This window comes from Vibrio sp. PID23_8, from assembly GCF_003584965.1.
In the GTDB taxonomy this organism is placed as follows: Bacteria; Pseudomonadota; Gammaproteobacteria; order Enterobacterales; family Vibrionaceae; genus Vibrio.
Map to the genome: position 1 here is coordinate 34748 of NZ_LIXE01000004.1, position 16979 is coordinate 51726.

Here is a 16979-nt window from a genome sequence, read left to right on the forward strand (position 1 = left end):
TGTTGGGTTCAGTGAGCGTGTTTCTGTAAGTGAAGCGCCCTGTATTCTGTATTTCAATCACGTTCTCAAAAAGTAATGAAATGCACAAACTAGCAGAGTGCTCCACCTAGGATCCTAGGCTCTATAATCTAGGCCCTTATTTTTACCTAAAAATTCTCTTTCCAAATTGCACATGGTTCGATTTTGGCGCGTTGCAATTTGTGACGGTCCTTTTCGGCGTCACGCTTGAACTTGTATGGCCCTAGTACTATTCGGTACCACGAACTGCCTTCTTTCTGGCGAATTTGGCTAGAGATGCCTTGGAAAGCGATCGCCAGTTTGCGTTCTTCCGCCTGAGCTTGAGTTTTATAGGCACCGCACTGCATGATGTAAGGGATCTTCGACACTTCGATCTCTTTAGCGACGACTTCGATTTCACGGTTTGGCAATGACTCTACGTATTCCCACTTCTCTTCAGGAGGTGCAGGCAACTCTTTTTTCGGTTTTGGCTTGCTTGTAGTCGCAGGCTGTTGTTTGACAACCGGCTGTTCTGGCTCTGGATCATTACTTAATAAGTACAAGCCGTAACCAAATCCACTGACAAGCAAAATTGCCAGCAGACCACTACGCCAAGGTTTTTTTCTAGAGGGCTGTTTTTTTGTCGACTTTTTCGGAGCGCCGCGCCCTCGTCTTACATAATCTTTATTTGCCACGGTTACTTCGGTCATCAAGAATTCTGCGAAATATGTTAATCCAGAATGAGGATGGAAAACACCCTGTTCGCGCAATCTTGTTAGTTTTAAAAGAAAGGGGCGTGATAAAACGCAGGTCCTAGGATCCTAGGACCTAAAATCTTGGATTACGGATTACGCGCAAACGTGGTCTTTTCTGTATTCCGTAAGCGAAGCGCTCCGTATTCGGTATTCCGGTCATTTTCTCGAGAAGCAATCAAATGCACTAACTTCCCACACGCTCCACTTAGGACCTAGGCCCTAACAACCTAGGTCCTTTAATTTTCTATCGCAATGGCGGAGGCGCAGCACTACCACGAACGACGAGCTTAGTATCGAGTAGGCGAGAGCCGGAGTGCACATCATGCCCTCTCAAGAGTTCTAACATCATTAGCATGGCTTGACGGCCAATCTCATAACGTGGTTGAGAAACGGTGGTTAGCGGTGGATCGCAGTATTGGGCGAATTGAATATCATCGAAGCCGACAATAGAGAGATCTTGTGGGACGCGCAAGCCAAGCCGTTTTGCTTCTTGGATCGCGCCTATCGCCATGGTGTCACAGTGACAGAATAGAGCCGTCGGAGGTGTTGGCAGTTCGAGCAGTTTACGTACTGCTTGTGCACCACCTTCAAAAGAAAAATCTGCAATGACACTGTATAGCGGATCTTGGCTAATACCCGCACGACGCAATGCTTGTTGGTAGCCTTGCTGGCGGAATTGACACAGTGCCGCAGTATCTGGGCCCGAAACTTGCGCAATTCGTTTATGCCCAAGTTGGGTTAGGTAGTTTACTGCTTCGAAAGCGGCCGTTAAGTTATCGATGTGAACCGTTGGCAGTTCAAGCTCTGGTGCAAACTCACATGCCATTACCATCGGTGGTAGGTTTTTTTGCTCAGGCTTGCTGACATCGAAAGGGAGATCCGTTCCAAGTAACAGCATGCCATCCGCTTGTTTGGTGAACACCAAGTTTACAAATGAGCTTTCACGCTTTTTCTGCTGGCCGCTATCTCCTAGCAATACAAGGTAGCCGTGCTCCATTGCCGCGTCTTCGATACCGCGAATAATTTCTGCAAAGTAAGGATCACAGATGTCTGGCACAATGGTGACAATGGTTTTTGACTCGTTTCTACGTAAATTGCGTGCGAGAGAATTCGGAGAGTAGCCCGCTTCAAGAACGGCGTCTTCTACTCTTTTTCGTGTCGACGAAGACACTTTTTCTGGATTCATCAGCGCTCGTGATACCGTAGCCGTAGATACCCCTGCAAGCTGGGCAACATCCTTCATTGTCGCCATAGTTATACCCTCTCAAATTGTCGCCAAGTTGACGTTAGTCGTTGTTTTAATATCAGTCTATGTGATTGACTCACGTTAGACTTTGCTTATTTGAATAGTCTATTCATTTCTAGAGGGAAAGTTACGGTCTGTTTAACAAAACTCGCATTCTTATTGTGATGCAACTCACGTTAAGGGGTAATTCATTACATGGTTAAACGTTTGCTAACTGAGATCTTGTGGTTCAATGTCTAAGTTCCAGCGTACTTTCTTAGCATTCGGCAACAAATCAATAGCAGGTTTTGTACTGGTTAATAACTTTTGCATTAATGAACGATGCTGAGTTTGCAGCAATAGTTGCCAACGATATTTCCCCGCACGCTTGGCTAAAGGCGAAGGTGTCGGCCCTAATACCATACAGTTGTCATCAAATAAGGGATGCGACTCTAATGTAAAGCGAACCTGACGCAGAAAATCTTCGACCAACTCACTGTGGTTCGCTTCTGCCTTAAATAATGTTAGGTAGCTATAAGGAGGGAGCTGAGCCAATTTGCGTTCTTCTAATGCTGTCATCGCAAAGTGTCGGTAGTCTTTGTGTAACAAGGCTTGGAGTAAGCTGTGTTCGGGGTGATGCGTTTGCAAAACGACTTCACCTGGCTTACTTGCACGCCCAGCACGCCCGGCCACTTGAATAAATAACTGAGCCAAGCGCTCAGACGCGCGAAAATCACTGCTATATAGAGAACCATCGATATCAAGCAACGCGACTAATGTAACGTTCGGGAAGTGGTGTCCTTTGGCAAGCATCTGAGTGCCAATCAATATTTGATACTCACCTTTGCGAATGGACGTTAATGCATCTTCCAAGCTGCCTTTGCGGCGCGTGCTGTCTCTATCAATTCGTATTGCTTTGTATTCAGGGAATAGCTGCGCCAGTTGTTGTTCTAACTGTTCAGTACCAACGCCAACGGTGACCAGTTGTGTTGAACCACACCCTTGACACTGATGGATTATGGGTTGCTGTGAGCCGCAGTGGTGACAGCGAATCTCATTACTATATTGATGGAAGGTATAGTAAGCATCACAGCGTTTACACTCGGCGATCCAGCCACACTCATGACACATCAATGCCGGAGAAAAACCTCTTCGGTTTAGGAACAGCATCACCTGATTGCCTGCTTTTAGATGTTTACGCATTTCTGCAATCAAGGGCGCGGATAGGCCACTCTCTAAATACAGCCCTTTAACATCGAGCACTTTATTGGTTGTTGGCACAGCAGAACCTGCACGTTGTGTCAGTGTTAAATGGTGATACTTACCTGAAAGCGCATTATGAAGCGTCTCGAGTGCAGGGGTAGCAGAGCCTAGTACGATAGGTACTTGCTCTTTGTGCGCGCGCATCACCGCAACGTCACGGGCGTGATAGCGCAAACTGTCTTGCTGCTTGTAGGACGCATCGTGCTCTTCATCGACAATAATAATGCCGAGGTCAGCAAAAGGAGCAAGTAGGGCAGAGCGAGTGCCAATAATAATGCCTGCGGCTTTGTCTCGTGCCGATAGCCAAGCGTTTAAGCGTTCGGTTTCGTTCAGTCCAGAGTGGATAACATCAACAGGTACTTTGAAGCGATGCTTAAAGCGATTGATGGTTTGCGGTGTTAAGCCAATCTCTGGCACTAATATTAATGCTTGTTTTCCCTTTTCGAGCACTGGCTTTATTAGGTTGAGATAGACCTCAGTTTTACCTGACCCCGTGACGCCTTCTAACAAATAGCAGGCGAATCCGGTTTGGCTATTTACACTGGCAATGGCGAGTGCTTGTTCATGGTTAAGTTTCGGTTTTTCAACCTCAGCCTCGACTTGCTGCCCCCATTTACCGATGCTCGGCTTCTTCTCTATACGTTCAACCCAACCTTTCTCTTCTAGTGACTTAAGCACCGTCGAGGCTATCTCTTGATCAAGCAACTCTTGATGTGGAACGGCACCGTTGATCAACGCCTGCAATGCACGTTGTTGCTTTACCGCACGACGGTCAAGCCCCTGCATGAGCTTATTCTTACCCGCTTCGGTAATTTGCCATTCTTGTAGTGTGGCGAAGTCAGCTGGCTTGCCTTTTCTTAGCGCGGCCGGCATGGCGTTGTGTAGTGTCTCTCCAAGTGGGTATTGATAGAAAGTACTGCACCAATTGAGTAAGGAGTAGAGCTTCTCTGACCATACGGGTTGAGAGTCTAATACTGCTTTGATCGGTTTGAGTTGCTCTTTAGTAAAGTCAGAGTGGTTCACCATTGCTGTCACTATACCCACTAAAGTCTGGCGACCGAAAGGCACAGAGACGCGACCGCCAATGATCGGAAACAGATGGCCAGGGATAACATAATCAAACTGTTTGTCGAGCGGGACGGGTAGGGCCACTCTGGCGATGGATGGGCGCATAGGTTACTAACTATATAAAAGAGAGAGAAAGGTATTAAACCGCGCTTGGCAATCTGAGTAAAGCCACTCCATTGCAATAGAAAGTCTGGTCAGTGCGATGGTTGGCGAAAAAAGTAGCAAAAAAGTCACCAAATGTATTGATCCGAGAGGGGCGATTCATTACTATACTGCGCCTTGAGATATGGCTTCGACAATGCGTCGATGCGGTATCGCATTTTATTATTAATTACGTGTGGTGTGCGGCATAGATTCGTATAGCGACACGGCCTACTATTGAGGTTATCCCATGAAAGCTGGTATCCACCCAGAATACAAAGCAGTAACTGCTACTTGTTCTTGCGGCAACTCTTTTGAGTTCAACACTACTCTAGCGAAAGAATCTATTCACCTAGACGTATGTGACAAGTGCCACCCATTCTACACTGGTAAGCAACGTATCGTTGATACAGGCGGCCGTGTTGATCGCTTCAACAAGCGTTTCGGCGCACTATCAAGCGGTAAGAAATAATAGCAGACGCTATTATGATTACAGTTTAGAAAAGGACGCTTCGGCGTCCTTTTTGTTTATGAGGTAAACGGACACTTTTGATGCAAACTGATTGTATGAAATTTATTCGATTATTTTTCGTTCGGCTATTGCATCCTAAAATGTGATCTGTATAATGCCTCGCACTGGTTAAGCCAGTTGTGAACCAATGAGCAGTGAGGAGCGAGCAAATCTTCGTGATTTGTAAGGTAATGTAGACTCAGCTTATGTTCGCGGTTAATACAATTAGCTATCTTTTCTTCGGAAAAACTGTTCCCAGAGGTGACTCTGACATATAGGGATAGTTAATCGAAAATTAACTGACAATGCGTCCTAATCTTGGATGCTACGGTTTCACATAAATCAATCGGCATTCTCTCGTCTTGACGAGTTTGAGTGGCGATATTGTTTGTGTAATTTTTAATATTGGAGCTCTGTCTCATGCAGAACCAACGTATCCGTATCCGCCTAAAAGCTTTCGATTACAAACTAATCGACGCTTCTACAGCGGAAATCGTTGAAACAGCTAAGCGCACTGGCGCACAGGTTCGTGGTCCAATCCCACTACCTACTCGTAAAGAGCGTTTCACAGTTCTTATCTCTCCACACGTTAACAAGAAAGCACGTGACCAGTACGAAATTCGTACTCACAAGCGTCTAATCGACATCGTTGAGCCAACAGACAAAACTGTTGATGCTCTAATGCGTCTAGACCTTGCTGCGGGCGTTGACGTTCAAATTAGCCTAGGTTAAGGGAGATTAGAAGAATGATTGGTCTAATCGGTCGTAAAGTGGGCATGACCCGCGTATTTACTGAAGAAGGCGTTTCTATCCCAGTAACAGTTGTTGAGGTTGAAGCTAACCGTGTTTCTCAAGTTAAAACTCTTGAGACAGATGGCTACGCAGCAATCCAGGTTACTACTGGTTCTAAGAAAGCTAACCGTGTTACTAAACCAGAAGCAGGTCACTTTGCTAAAGCAGGTGTTGAAGCTGGTCGCGGTCTTTGGGAATTCCGTTTGGAAAACGGTGAAGAGTTCGAAGTTGGTGCTGAACTAACTGTTGAACTATTCAACGAAACTAAGAAAGTAGACGTTACTGGTACATCTAAAGGTAAGGGCTTCCAAGGCGCTGTTAAGCGTTGGAACTTCCGTACTCAAGATATGACTCACGGTAACTCATTGTCTCACCGTGCACCGGGTTCAATTGGCCAATGTCAAACTCCAGGTCGCGTATTTAAAGGCAAGAAAATGGCAGGTCACATGGGTGCTGAGCGTGTAACGACTCAAAACCTAGAGATCGTACGTGTTGACGCTGAGCGCAATCTGCTTCTTATTAAAGGTGCAGTACCGGGCTCAACAGGTGGCAACGTGATCGTTAAACCAGCTGTTAAAGCATAACGTCTCAGGAGTAAGTAATGGAATTAATGGTTAAAGGTGCTGATGCACTAACTGTTTCCGAAGCTACTTTCGGACGTGAGTTTAACGAAGCTCTTGTACACCAAGTAGTTGTTGCGTACGCAGCAGGTGCTCGTCAAGGTACTCGTGCTCAAAAAACACGTTCAGAAGTTTCTGGCGGTGGCGCTAAGCCATGGCGTCAAAAAGGTACTGGCCGTGCACGTGCTGGTACAATTCGTAGCCCGATCTGGCGTACAGGTGGTGTTACTTTTGCTGCGAAACCACAAGATCACAGCCAAAAAGTAAACAAAAAAATGTACCGTGGTGCTATGAAGAGCATTCTTTCTGAGCTAGTTCGTCAAGAGCGTCTAATCGTTGTTGATAACTTCTCAGTAGAAGCACCAAAAACTAAAGAGCTTGTAGCTAAGCTAAAAGAGCTTGAGCTAACTGACGCGCTTATCGTGACTAGCGAAGTAGATGAGAATCTATTCCTAGCAGCTCGTAACCTATACAAAGTTGACGCTCGTGATGTTGCTGGTATCGACCCAGTTTCACTGATCGCGTTCGACAAAGTTGTAATGACTGCTGAAGCAGTTAAGCAAGTTGAGGAGATGCTAGCATGATCACTGAAGAGCGTATCCTAAAAGTTCTACGTGCTCCGCACATCTCTGAAAAAGCAACTATGGCAGCTGAGAAAGCGAACACTATCGTTTTCAAAGTAGCTAAAGATGCAACTAAGAAAGAGATCAAAGCAGCTGTAGAAAAGCTATTTGAAGTTGAAGTTAAGTCTGTAAATACTCTTATCACTAAGGGTAAGACCAAACGTCAAGGTCTACGCCAAGGTCGCCGCAGCGACGTTAAGAAAGCGTACGTTACTTTGAAAGAAGGTCAAGATCTTGACTTTGTTGGCGGCGCGGAATAACAGGAGTAGTTAAGAATGGCTATTGTTAAATGTAAGCCGACTTCCCCTGGTCGTCGTCACGTTGTTAAAGTTGTTAACGCTGACCTACACAAGGGTAAGCCATACGCACCACTTCTAGAGAAAAACTCTAAGAATGGCGGTCGTAACAACAACGGTCGTATCACAGTACGTCACATCGGCGGTGGTCACAAGCACCACTACCGTGTAGTTGACTTCAAACGTACTAAAGACGGTATCCCAGCGACAGTTGAGCGTCTAGAATACGATCCAAACCGTAGCGCAAACATTGCTCTAGTTCTTTACAAAGACGGTGAGCGTCGCTACATCCTAGCACCTAAAGGTCTAAAAGCTGGTGATGTTATCCAGTCAGGCGTAGATGCAGCTATTAAAGCTGGTAACACTCTACCAATGCGTAACATCCCAGTAGGTTCAACTGTACACAACGTTGAACTTAAGCCTGGTAAAGGTGGTCAGCTAGCTCGTTCGGCTGGTGCTTACGCTCAAATCGTTGCTCGCGACGGTGCGTACGTAACTATCCGTCTACGTTCTGGCGAGATGCGCAAAGTTCTTTCTGAAGGTCGTGCAACGATCGGTGAAGTTGGTAACTCTGAGCACATGCTACGTGAACTTGGTAAAGCTGGTGCTTCACGCTGGCGCGGCGTACGTCCAACCGTACGTGGTGTAGTAATGAACCCGGTTGATCACCCACACGGTGGTGGTGAAGGTCGCACATCTGGCGGTCGTCACCCAGTATCACCATGGGGTATGCCTACTAAAGGCTTCAAGACTCGTAAGAACAAACGCACTGACAAGTACATCGTACGTCGTCGTAACAAGTAATCTATATAAAGAGGAATCGCCATGCCACGTTCTCTCAAGAAAGGTCCTTTTATTGACCTACACTTGCTGAAGAAGGTAGAGAAAGCGGTGGAAAGCGGAGACAAAAAGCCACTTAAGACTTGGTCCCGTCGTTCAATGATCATCCCTACGATGATCGGTTTGACCATCGCTGTCCATAATGGTCGTCAGCACGTTCCAGTTTTCGTTACCGAAGAAATGATCGGTCACAAACTGGGTGAATTCGCACCAACTCGCACTTACCGCGGCCACGCTGCGGATAAGAAAGCTAAGAAGCGTTAAGGAGTAAATAATGGAAGCTATTGCTAAACATAACTTTGCTCGCATTTCGCCTCAGAAAGCTCGCTTAGTTGCGGATCTAATCCGTGGTAAATCTGTTGACCAAGCTCTAGAAATCCTAACGTTCAGCAACAAAAAAGCTGCTGTACTAGTTAAGAAAGTTCTAGAGTCTGCTATCGCTAACGCGGAGCACAACGAAGGTGCAGATATTGACGATCTGAATGTCGCAAAAATCTTTGTAGATGAAGGCCCAACCATGAAGCGTATTATGCCTCGTGCTAAAGGTCGTGCGGATCGTATCTTGAAGCGTTCAAGCCACATCACTGTTGTTGTAGCAGATCGCTAGAGACTAGGAGAGTAAGCAATGGGTCAAAAAGTACATCCTAATGGTATTCGTCTAGGCATCGTTAAGCCTTGGAATGCTACATGGTTTGCTAACACCAAAGATTTCGCTGACAACCTAGACGGCGACTTCAAGGTACGTCAGTTCCTAACTAAGGAACTACAAAAAGCATCTCTTTCACGTATCGTTATCGAACGTCCAGCTAAGAGCATCCGTGTGACTATTCACACTGCTCGTCCTGGCGTTGTAATCGGTAAGAAAGGTGAAGACGTTGAGAAACTACGCGCAGCTGTAGCGAAAATTGCAGGCGTACCAGCGCAAATCAATATCGCTGAAGTACGCAAGCCTGAGCTAGATGCTCAGCTTGTTGGTGATAGCATCGCGTCTCAGCTAGAGCGTCGTGTTATGTTCCGTCGTGCTATGAAGCGCGCGGTACAAAACGCAATGCGTCTAGGTGCTAAAGGCATCAAAGTGGAAGTAAGCGGTCGTCTAGGCGGCGCTGAAATTGCACGTTCTGAGTGGTACCGTGAAGGCCGTGTGCCTCTACACACTCTACGTGCTGACATTGATTACGCAACTTCTTCGGCTCACACTCAATACGGTGTGATCGGCATTAAAACTTGGATCTTCAAAGGTGAGATCCTAGGTGGTATGCCAGCAGCTAACGCTGTAGAGCCTAAGGCTGATAAGCCTAAGAAGCAGCGTAAAGGCCGTAAGTAAGGAGTCGACAGATGCTACAACCTAAACGTACTAAGTTCCGTAAGGTTCAGACAGGTCGTAACCGTGGTCTAGCTAAAGGTACTGATGTAAGCTTCGGCGAATTCGGTCTTAAAGCTGTTGGCCGTGGCCGTCTAACTGCTCGTCAAATCGAAGCGGCACGTCGTGCAATGACACGTCACGTTAAGCGTCAAGGTAAAATCTGGATCCGTGTGTTCCCAGACAAGCCTATCACAGAAAAACCACTTGAAGTTCGTCAAGGTAAGGGTAAAGGTAACGTTGAGTACTGGGTAGCCCAAATCCAACCTGGTAAGGTTATGTACGAAATGGGTGGTGTACCTGAAGAATTGGCTCGTGAAGCGTTCCGCCTAGCGGCACGTAAACTGCCATTCAAGACTACATTTGTAATTAAGCAGGTGATGTGATGAAAGCACAAGATCTACGCGAAAAAAGCGTTGAAGAGCTTAACGCTGAGCTATTGAATTTGCTACGTGAACAGTTCAACTTGCGCATGCAAGCAGCGACTGGTCAACTACAGCAAACTCATACTCTGAAAGCTGTACGCCGTGATATCGCACGTGTGAAAACTGTTTTGACTGAGAAGGCAGGCGCATAATGAGCGAAGTAAAACGTACTCAACAAGGTCGTGTAGTTAGCGACAAGATGGACAAGTCTATCGTAGTTGCTATCGAACGTTTCGTAAAACACCCAATTTACGGTAAGTTCGTAAAACGCACAACTAAAGTACACGCACACGACGAAAACAATGAGTGTGGCCTAGGCGACACAGTTGAAATCGCTGAGTGTCGTCCACTGTCTAAGACTAAGTCTTGGACTTTGGTGAAAGTCGTAGAAAAAGCGAAGATGTAATCTTCTTTAGTCTATGATAGAAAACGGCTCCAAAATTTTTTTTGGAGCCGTTTATTTTTTGACTACCCAATCACGAAAAAGGGTGGTACAATTCGCGTCCCTTATAAAGAGGCAGCCCGACCCGTGATGGGTCTAGTTATTAATATTTAGCGGAGCACTAACATGATCCAAATGCAAAGTATGCTGGACGCAGCTGATAACTCAGGCGCACGCAGCGTAATGTGTATTAAGGTTCTGGGTGGCTCACACCGCCGTTATGCACATATCGGTGACGTCATCAAAGTTACTGTTAAGGAAGCAATTCCTCGCGGTAAAGTTAAGAAAGGTGACGTTATGAAGGCGGTTGTAGTGCGCACCCGTAAAGGCGTACGTCGTCCTGACGGTTCTGTCATTCGCTTCGACCGAAATGCTTGCGTACTGTTGAATAACACTACTGAGCAACCAATCGGTACACGTATCTTTGGTCCTGTGACACGCGAACTTCGTGGCGATAAGTTCATGAAGATCGTTTCACTGGCTCCAGAAGTTCTGTAAGGAGCACGTAGAAATGGCAGCTAAAATCCGTCGTAATGACGAAGTAATCGTTCTTGCTGGTAAAGACAAAGGCAAGAAAGGTAAAGTAACTAAGGTCCTAGCAACTGGTAAAGTTATCGTTGAAGGCATCAACCTTGTTAAGAAACATCAGAAACCTGTTCCAGCACTAGGTATCCAAGGCGGTATCGTAGAGCAAGAAGCAGCGATCGACGTATCTAACGTGGCGATCTTTAACGCAGCTACTGGTAAAGCTGACCGTATCGGTTTCCGTTTTGAAGATGGTAAGAAAGTTCGTTTCTTTAAATCTAACAACGAAATCGTTTCTAACTAATAGAAGTAATTTGGAGTTCTACTATGGCGAAACTGCATGATTACTACAAGTCGTCTGTAGTCGCTGAACTGACCAAACAGTTTAGCTACACAAGCGTCATGCAAGTCCCTAGAATCGAGAAAATCACCCTAAACATGGGTGTTGGTGAAGCAATCAACGATAAGAAACTGCTAGAAAACGCAGCTGCTGATATGGCAACGATCTCTGGTCAAAAGCCACTTATCACTAAAGCGCGTAAATCTGTTGCTGGTTTCAAAATCCGTGAAGGCTACCCTATCGGTTGTAAAGTAACCTTGCGTGGCGAACGTATGTGGGATTTTCTTGAGCGTCTAATTTCGATCGCTCTTCCACGAGTACGTGACTTCCGTGGTGTTAGCGCTAAGTCTTTTGACGGACGCGGTAACTACAGCATGGGCGTTCGCGAGCAAATCATCTTCCCGGAAATCGACTTTGATAAAGTTGATCGTGTACGCGGTTTAGACATCACTATTACGACGTCTGCTGGTACTGATGAGGAAGGCCGTGCTCTGCTGGCTGCCTTTAACTTCCCATTCCGTAAGTAAGGTGAAGGGTTACTGTTATGGCTAAACAATCAATGAAAGCACGTGAAGCTAAACGTGCACAGCTAGTAGCTAAGTTCGCTGAAAAGCGCGCAACGCTAAAAGCTATCATCAGCGATGTAAACGCATCTGAAGAAGATCGTTGGAACGCAGTTCTTACACTGCAATCTCTTCCACGTGATTCAAGTGCATCACGTCAGCGCAACCGTTGCAACCAAACTGGTCGTCCACACGGTTACCTACGTAAGTTCGGTCTAAGCCGTATTAAGGTTCGTGAAGCTTGCATGAAAGGCGAGATTCCGGGTCTTCGTAAGGCTAGCTGGTAATTGCCACTTAATCATTTGGAGTAAATCATATGAGCATGCAAGATCCGATTTCGGATATGCTGACCCGCGTTCGTAACGGTCAGGCAGCAAACAAAGTTGCTGTTAAAATGCCTTCTTCAAAGCTTAAAGTTGCAATCGCTGCACTACTAAAAGCTGAAGGTTACATCGTTGACTTCGCTGTTGAAGGCGAAGCAAAACCTGAGCTAGAAGTTACACTTAAGTACTTCCAAGCTAAACCAGTAATCGAGCAACTTAAACGTGTTTCTCGTCCAGGTCTACGTGTTTACAAGAAGAAAGATCAACTTCCTTCTGTAATGGGTGGTCTTGGTATTGCTATCGTTTCTACTTCCAAGGGTCTGATGTCAGACCGCGCTGCGCGTAAAGCAGGTCTTGGCGGTGAAATCATCTGTTACGTAGCTTAATAGGAGTAGACTATGTCTCGTGTTGCAAAAGCACCTGTCGCTATTCCAGCTGGCGTAGAGGTGAAACTAAACGGCCAAGAAATCACTGTAAAAGGTGCTAAAGGCGAACTGACTCGCGTTCTTAACAACGCGGTTGTTATCGCTCAGGAAGAAAACAACCTAACTTTCGGTCCTAAAGAAGGTGTTGTTAACGCATGGGCACAAGCAGGTACTGCACGTGCACTTGTAAACAACATGGTTGTTGGTGTTACTGAAGGCTTTACTAAGAAGCTAACACTTAAAGGTGTTGGTTACCGTGCTGCTATCAAAGGCAACGCTGTAGGTCTAACACTAGGCTTCTCACACCCAGTTGAGCATGAACTGCCAGCGGGTATTAAAGCAGAATGTCCAACTCAAACTGAGATCGTTATTACTGGTTGTGATAAGCAACTAGTTGGTCAAGTTGCAGCTGACATTCGTTCTTACCGTCAACCTGAGCCTTACAAAGGTAAAGGTGTTCGTTACGCAGATGAAAATGTGCGTACTAAAGAAGCTAAGAAGAAGTAAGGTAACACTATGGATAAGAAAGCATCTCGCATCCGTCGTGCTACACGTGCACGTCGTAAGATTGCAGAACTGGGTGCGACTCGCCTAGTTGTACACCGTACTCCTCGTCACGTGTACGCACAGGTTATCGCGGCTAACGGCTCTGAGGTTATCGCAGCAGCTTCTACTGTAGAAAAAGCGATCCGTGAGCAAGTGAAATACACTGGTAACATCGATGCAGCAAAAGCAGTAGGTAAAGCTGTTGCAGAACGCGCTCTTGAAAAAGGCGTAACTGCAGTTGCATTTGATCGTTCTGGTTTCCAATACCACGGTCGAGTGGCGGCGCTAGCAGAATCTGCTCGCGAAGCTGGTCTGAAATTCTAAGGTAGGGTTGGAAGATGGCTAAAGAACAACAAGTTCAAGCGAATGATTTGCAAGAAAAGCTAATCGCAGTTAACCGTGTTTCTAAAACGGTTAAAGGTGGTCGAATCATGAGCTTCACTGCACTAACAGTAGTTGGTGACGGTAACGGTCGTGTAGGTTTCGGTTACGGCAAAGCTCGTGAAGTACCTGCAGCGATTCAAAAAGCAATGGAAAAAGCGCGTCGTAACATGACTACTATCGCGCTAAACGAAGGCACACTTCACCACCCAGTGAAAGGTCGCCACTCGGGCTCTAAAGTTTACATGCAGCCTGCTGCAGAAGGTACTGGTGTTATCGCAGGTGGTGCGATGCGTGCAGTACTAGAAGTTGCTGGCGTACATAACGTACTATCTAAAGCATACGGTTCTACGAACCCTATCAACATCGTTCGTGCAACGATCGATGCACTAGGTAGCGTTAAGTCACCAGAAATGGTTGCTGCTAAACGTGGTCTAACTGTTGAAGCTATTTCGGAGTAAGAACACCATGGCAACTATTAAAGTAACTCAAACTAAAAGCTCAATTGGTCGCCTACCAAAGCACAAAGCTACTTTGCGCGGTTTAGGTCTTCGTAAAATCAACCACACAGTAGAACTTGAAGATACTCCGTGCGTACGCGGTATGATCAACAAGGTTTACTACATGGTTAAAGTTGAGGAGTAATCAGAATGCGTTTGAATACTCTTGCACCGGCTGCTGGTTCTAAGCACGCTCCTAAGCGTCTAGGTCGCGGTATCGGTTCGGGCCTAGGTAAAACTGGTGGCCGTGGTCACAAAGGTCAAAAATCACGTTCTGGCGGTAAAGTTCGTCCAGGTTTCGAAGGCGGTCAAATGCCTCTGAAACAACGTCTACCAAAATTCGGTTTCACTTCTCGTAAGAGCCTAGTGTCTGCTGAAGTTCGTCTAGCTGAGCTAGCGAAAGTTTCTGGTGACGTGGTTGATCTAAACAGCCTTAAAGCTGCTAACATCATCACTAAGAACATCGAATTTGTTAAAGTTGTTCTTTCTGGTGAAATCAACAAAGCAGTGACTGTTAAAGGTCTACGTGTGACTAAAGGCGCTAAAGCTGCAATCGAAGCTGCAGGCGGTAAAATCGAGGCATAATCTCGAGGAACGAGGTACAGATGGCTAAGAAACCAGGACAAGATTTTCGTAGTGCTCAGAGCGGCTTAAGTGAACTAAAGTCGCGCTTATTATTCGTAATTGGTGCACTTTTAGTATTCCGAGCCGGCTCTTTTGTGCCGATCCCTGGTATTGACGCTGCTGTACTTGCCGATTTGTTCGAACAGCAAAAAGGTACCATCGTAGAAATGTTTAACATGTTCTCCGGTGGTGCTCTTGAGCGTGCATCTATATTAGCATTGGGCATCATGCCGTATATTTCGGCTTCTATTGTTGTCCAATTGCTAACTGTAGTTCATCCAGCGTTAGCGGAACTCAAAAAAGAGGGTGAAGCAGGCCGTCGTAAGATAAGCCAATATACACGCTACGGCACGCTTGTACTTGCAACATTCCAAGCTATTGGTATTGCAACAGGCTTACCAAACATGGTCGACAATTTGGTTGTAATGAACCAAACCATGTTTACGCTAATTGCTACCGTAAGTTTAGTAACCGGTACCATGTTCCTAATGTGGTTAGGTGAACAAATTACAGAGCGAGGAATCGGTAATGGTATTTCCATTCTGATTTTTGCAGGTATTGTTGCTGGATTGCCTTCAGCAATCGGTCAAACAATCGAGCAAGCGCGTCAAGGTGAATTGCATGTACTTCTTCTACTGTTAATCGCAGTATTAGCTTTTGCAGTAATTTACTTCGTTGTTTTCATGGAACGTGGTCAGCGTCGAATCGTCGTTAACTACGCTAAGCGTCAACAAGGTCGTAAAGTATTTGCTGCGCAAAGCTCACACTTGCCACTTAAAATTAATATGGCTGGTGTTATTCCTGCGATTTTTGCATCAAGTATTATCCTGTTCCCAGGAACACTGGCTCAGTGGTTTGGTCAGAACGGTGAGAGCAGCGCGTTCGGTTGGTTAACTGACGTGTCTTTGGCTCTTAGCCCAGGTCAGCCGCTGTATGTAATGCTTTATGCAGCAGCAATTATTTTCTTCTGTTTCTTCTACACGGCGTTGGTTTTCAACCCGCGTGAAACAGCAGATAACTTGAAGAAGTCAGGTGCATTCGTACCCGGCATCCGCCCAGGTGAGCAGACAGCGAAATACATTGATAAAGTGATGACACGTTTAACCCTTGCTGGTGCACTGTACATTACCTTTATCTGTCTGATTCCCGAGTTTATGATGGTCGCGTGGAACGTACGTTTCTACTTCGGCGGTACATCACTACTTATCGTAGTTGTTGTTATCATGGACTTTATGGCACAGGTACAGACTCATCTGATGTCTCAACAGTATGATTCTGTGTTGAAGAAAGCGAATCTGAAAGGCTACGGCCGTTAATACGGTGGTAGACTCAGTTTCAATTACGGAGTTTAGCAATGAAAGTTCGTGCTTCCGTTAAAAAAATCTGCCGTAACTGTAAAGTAATCAAGCGCAACGGTGTTGTTCGCGTGATTTGCAGTGAGCCAAAGCACAAACAGCGCCAAGGCTAATTAGCAGAAATTTTTACTTGAAAATGAAGGATAGGTCGAGTATATTTCTCGGCCTACCTTTTGCGTGCAAAAGAAGTAGCACTCCGCAGCGTATCCATAACGGGCTTTGCTGCGGCTAATTCTTTTTAAGAAACACTTAGGAGTGAATAATGGCCCGTATAGCCGGCATTAACATTCCTGATCAAAAACATGCTGTAATTGCACTAACGTCAATCTACGGCATCGGTAAAACTCGCTCTCAAGCTATTCTAGCTGAAGTGGGTATTGCTGAAGATGTTAAGATCAGTGAACTAACTGAAGAGCAGATCGATCAACTGCGTGATGGTGTAGCTAAATACACTGTAGAAGGTGATCTACGTCGTGAAGTATCAATGAACATCAAGCGTCTTATGGACCTTGGCTGTTACCGTGGTCTTCGTCATCGTCGCAGTCTACCACTACGTGGACAGCGTACTAAAACCAACGCTCGCACCCGTAAGGGTCCGCGTAAGCCGATCAAGAAATAATCGGGAAGGTAGAGTACAATGGCTAAACAACCAACTCGCGCTCGTAAGCGCGTACGCAAGCAAGTTGCAGATGGCGTTGCGCACATCCATGCTTCTTTCAATAACACAATCGTAACCATTACTGACCGTCAAGGTAACGCTCTAGCTTGGGCTACTGCTGGTGGTTCTGGTTTCCGTGGTTCTCGTAAATCTACTCCGTTCGCTGCACAGGTTGCTGCTGAGCGTTGTGCTGAAATGGCTAAAGAATACGGTCTAAAGAACTTGGAAGTTATGGTTAAGGGTCCTGGTCCAGGTCGTGAATCTACTGTTCGCGCACTGAACGCAGCTGGTTTCCGCATCACAAACATTGTAGATGCTACACCAATCCCTCATAACGGTTGTCGTCCACCTAAGAAACGTCGCGTATAACGTTTCTAGGAC

Annotated in this window: 29 protein-coding genes; 26 read left to right on the plus strand and 3 right to left on the minus strand. The window is 46.0% G+C overall.

The window, feature by feature from the left end:
• Positions 1-146: 146 nt before the first annotated feature.
• From ftsN to priA, 3 genes are all read right to left on the minus strand, one after another.
• A complete protein-coding gene (gene ftsN, locus AK966_RS09040) occupies positions 147-692 on the minus strand; it encodes a cell division protein FtsN (RefSeq protein WP_099080010.1) in 546 nt (181 codons plus the stop codon).
• A 304-nt stretch (positions 693-996) separates the two neighbouring features.
• Entirely contained in the window at positions 997-2004 is a 1008-nt protein-coding gene (gene cytR / locus AK966_RS09045) for a DNA-binding transcriptional regulator CytR (RefSeq protein ID WP_099079991.1), read from the minus strand.
• 204 nt (positions 2005-2208) lie between these two features.
• Complete coding sequence (gene priA / locus AK966_RS09050; RefSeq protein ID WP_119464016.1) at positions 2209-4413, minus strand: primosomal protein N'; 2205 nt, start codon at positions 4411-4413, stop codon at positions 2209-2211.
• Positions 4414-4699: 286 nt separating this feature from the next.
• On the opposite strand from priA, the gene rpmE reads away from it, so the two are divergent.
• The 26 genes from rpmE (at position 4700) to rpsK (ending at position 16967) form a co-directional block, all read left to right on the plus strand.
• On the plus strand, positions 4700-4921 hold the full coding sequence (gene rpmE, locus AK966_RS09060) for a 50S ribosomal protein L31 (RefSeq protein ID WP_099079989.1): 222 nt from the start codon (positions 4700-4702) through the stop codon (positions 4919-4921).
• Between the two features lie 459 nt (positions 4922-5380).
• The gene (rpsJ, locus tag AK966_RS09065) at positions 5381-5692 is read left to right on the plus strand and encodes a 30S ribosomal protein S10 (RefSeq protein ID WP_004410492.1); all 312 of its coding nucleotides are present in this window, start codon (positions 5381-5383) and stop codon (positions 5690-5692) included.
• Between the two features lie 14 nt (positions 5693-5706).
• Positions 5707-6336 (plus strand): 50S ribosomal protein L3, encoded by a 630-nt coding sequence (gene rplC / locus AK966_RS09070; protein WP_099079988.1) that lies wholly within the window; start codon positions 5707-5709, stop codon positions 6334-6336.
• A 17-nt stretch (positions 6337-6353) separates the two neighbouring features.
• Positions 6354-6956 carry a 50S ribosomal protein L4 gene (gene rplD / locus AK966_RS09075; protein ID WP_099079987.1) on the plus strand — a complete coding sequence of 201 codons (603 nt, stop codon included), beginning with the start codon at positions 6354-6356 and terminating at the stop codon, positions 6954-6956.
• Positions 6953-7255, plus strand: a complete 303-nt coding sequence (gene rplW, locus AK966_RS09080) for a 50S ribosomal protein L23 (RefSeq protein ID WP_004398471.1) — start codon at positions 6953-6955, stop codon at positions 7253-7255. Before rplD ends, rplW begins: the two co-directional genes overlap by 4 nt.
• A gap of 15 nt (positions 7256-7270) precedes the next feature.
• Positions 7271-8095: a 50S ribosomal protein L2 gene (rplB, locus tag AK966_RS09085; protein ID WP_099079986.1), complete on the plus strand. Its 825-nt coding sequence runs from the start codon at positions 7271-7273 to the stop codon at positions 8093-8095.
• A gap of 21 nt (positions 8096-8116) precedes the next feature.
• On the plus strand, positions 8117-8395 hold the full coding sequence (gene rpsS / locus AK966_RS09090; protein WP_011078827.1) for a 30S ribosomal protein S19: 279 nt from the start codon (positions 8117-8119) through the stop codon (positions 8393-8395).
• A gap of 10 nt (positions 8396-8405) precedes the next feature.
• Positions 8406-8738, plus strand: a complete 333-nt coding sequence (gene rplV / locus AK966_RS09095; RefSeq protein WP_005528535.1) for a 50S ribosomal protein L22 — start codon at positions 8406-8408, stop codon at positions 8736-8738.
• An 18-nt stretch (positions 8739-8756) separates the two neighbouring features.
• Entirely contained in the window at positions 8757-9455 is a 699-nt protein-coding gene (gene rpsC / locus AK966_RS09100; protein ID WP_099079985.1) for a 30S ribosomal protein S3, read from the plus strand.
• 11 nt (positions 9456-9466) lie between these two features.
• Positions 9467-9877: a 50S ribosomal protein L16 gene (gene rplP, locus AK966_RS09105; protein WP_099079984.1), complete on the plus strand. Its 411-nt coding sequence runs from the start codon at positions 9467-9469 to the stop codon at positions 9875-9877.
• A complete protein-coding gene (gene rpmC / locus AK966_RS09110; RefSeq protein ID WP_004410456.1) occupies positions 9877-10068 on the plus strand; it encodes a 50S ribosomal protein L29 in 192 nt (63 codons plus the stop codon). Before rplP ends, rpmC begins: the two co-directional genes overlap by 1 nt.
• Positions 10068-10322 carry a 30S ribosomal protein S17 gene (gene rpsQ / locus AK966_RS09115; protein ID WP_099079983.1) on the plus strand — a complete coding sequence of 85 codons (255 nt, stop codon included), beginning with the start codon at positions 10068-10070 and terminating at the stop codon, positions 10320-10322. Before rpmC ends, rpsQ begins: the two co-directional genes overlap by 1 nt.
• A gap of 162 nt (positions 10323-10484) precedes the next feature.
• Positions 10485-10856, plus strand: a complete 372-nt coding sequence (rplN, locus tag AK966_RS09120; RefSeq protein WP_005489425.1) for a 50S ribosomal protein L14 — start codon at positions 10485-10487, stop codon at positions 10854-10856.
• 13 nt (positions 10857-10869) lie between these two features.
• Positions 10870-11187: a 50S ribosomal protein L24 gene (gene rplX / locus AK966_RS09125; RefSeq protein ID WP_005435084.1), complete on the plus strand. Its 318-nt coding sequence runs from the start codon at positions 10870-10872 to the stop codon at positions 11185-11187.
• A gap of 23 nt (positions 11188-11210) precedes the next feature.
• Complete coding sequence (gene rplE, locus AK966_RS09130) at positions 11211-11750, plus strand: 50S ribosomal protein L5 (protein WP_005450569.1); 540 nt, start codon at positions 11211-11213, stop codon at positions 11748-11750.
• A 17-nt stretch (positions 11751-11767) separates the two neighbouring features.
• Positions 11768-12073: a 30S ribosomal protein S14 gene (rpsN, locus tag AK966_RS09135; protein ID WP_099079982.1), complete on the plus strand. Its 306-nt coding sequence runs from the start codon at positions 11768-11770 to the stop codon at positions 12071-12073.
• 29 nt (positions 12074-12102) lie between these two features.
• Complete coding sequence (gene rpsH / locus AK966_RS09140; protein ID WP_005450567.1) at positions 12103-12495, plus strand: 30S ribosomal protein S8; 393 nt, start codon at positions 12103-12105, stop codon at positions 12493-12495.
• Positions 12496-12507: 12 nt separating this feature from the next.
• Positions 12508-13041 carry a 50S ribosomal protein L6 gene (gene rplF, locus AK966_RS09145; protein WP_099079981.1) on the plus strand — a complete coding sequence of 178 codons (534 nt, stop codon included), beginning with the start codon at positions 12508-12510 and terminating at the stop codon, positions 13039-13041.
• A gap of 9 nt (positions 13042-13050) precedes the next feature.
• The gene (gene rplR, locus AK966_RS09150; RefSeq protein ID WP_021451677.1) at positions 13051-13404 is read left to right on the plus strand and encodes a 50S ribosomal protein L18; all 354 of its coding nucleotides are present in this window, start codon (positions 13051-13053) and stop codon (positions 13402-13404) included.
• A 14-nt stretch (positions 13405-13418) separates the two neighbouring features.
• Positions 13419-13922 carry a 30S ribosomal protein S5 gene (gene rpsE, locus AK966_RS09155; RefSeq protein ID WP_021708925.1) on the plus strand — a complete coding sequence of 168 codons (504 nt, stop codon included), beginning with the start codon at positions 13419-13421 and terminating at the stop codon, positions 13920-13922.
• A gap of 7 nt (positions 13923-13929) precedes the next feature.
• Positions 13930-14106, plus strand: a complete 177-nt coding sequence (gene rpmD, locus AK966_RS09160) for a 50S ribosomal protein L30 (RefSeq protein ID WP_000201159.1) — start codon at positions 13930-13932, stop codon at positions 14104-14106.
• 5 nt (positions 14107-14111) lie between these two features.
• A complete protein-coding gene (gene rplO, locus AK966_RS09165) occupies positions 14112-14546 on the plus strand; it encodes a 50S ribosomal protein L15 (protein ID WP_099079980.1) in 435 nt (144 codons plus the stop codon).
• A gap of 20 nt (positions 14547-14566) precedes the next feature.
• A complete protein-coding gene (secY, locus tag AK966_RS09170) occupies positions 14567-15901 on the plus strand; it encodes a preprotein translocase subunit SecY (protein WP_005435093.1) in 1335 nt (444 codons plus the stop codon).
• Between the two features lie 38 nt (positions 15902-15939).
• Entirely contained in the window at positions 15940-16053 is a 114-nt protein-coding gene (gene rpmJ / locus AK966_RS09175) for a 50S ribosomal protein L36 (RefSeq protein ID WP_000868186.1), read from the plus strand.
• 149 nt (positions 16054-16202) lie between these two features.
• Complete coding sequence (rpsM, locus tag AK966_RS09180) at positions 16203-16559, plus strand: 30S ribosomal protein S13 (RefSeq protein ID WP_005435100.1); 357 nt, start codon at positions 16203-16205, stop codon at positions 16557-16559.
• 18 nt (positions 16560-16577) lie between these two features.
• Complete coding sequence (rpsK, locus tag AK966_RS09185) at positions 16578-16967, plus strand: 30S ribosomal protein S11 (RefSeq protein WP_001118870.1); 390 nt, start codon at positions 16578-16580, stop codon at positions 16965-16967.
• Positions 16968-16979: the final 12 nt, after the last annotated feature.